Source organism: Mycobacterium sp. UM_Kg27 (assembly GCF_000972905.1).
In the GTDB taxonomy this organism is placed as follows: domain Bacteria; phylum Actinomycetota; class Actinomycetes; order Mycobacteriales; family Mycobacteriaceae; genus Mycobacterium.
The window spans coordinates 1-496 of the sequence record NZ_JRMM01000324.1 but is presented as its reverse complement, the minus strand read 5'-3'; the positions used below and the strand labels follow the sequence as shown (position 1 = coordinate 496).

The 496-nt window shown below is 69.6% G+C and carries 1 protein-coding gene; it reads right to left on the bottom strand.

Features of this window, described 5'->3' with window-relative positions; all coding sequences use genetic code 11:
* Positions 1 to 455: DUF222 domain-containing protein (locus LI94_RS21470; protein ID WP_239651297.1), on the bottom strand; the 455-nt coding region annotated here is incomplete at its 3' end.
* Positions 456 to 496: the final 41 nt, after the last annotated feature.

Genomic DNA, 496 nt, shown 5'->3' with positions numbered 1-496 from the left:
CGGTCGATCAGGGCGTCGATGGCGGCCGCGGTTTTGGTCGCCGAGAGCGGCCCTAGTGCGGTGGCGATCTCGGCGAGTTCGGTGTCGATGGCGTGCAGGAGGTAGGGGTTGGTGATCAGCGTGGTGCGCCAGACGATGGTGGCGACCAGTCGGGAGTTGATCGCCCCGGTGAGGAACAGTGCGGCCACCTGGGGCAGCCGGTCTCGCAGTGCCGAGGCCAGATACATCTGTGAGGAGGCCATGCCGTGGCTGATCTGCTCGGCGGCGGCGACCTCGCTGGCCGCGGCGTCCCAGTAGTCGCACGACCAGCGTGACCGGTTGACCGCATCGGTTCCGTGGGTGCGCCGTGCGACCAGCTCGCCGATGACGGCCAGCCGGCGTGCCGCGGCGGCGGCCTCCAGTCGGGCCCACCCCGCGATCGCCGCCACCAGGGCTTTGTCGTCGGCATCGGCCAACGACCCCGGCTCAGGCAGATCCGTATCGAACATACGTTCGA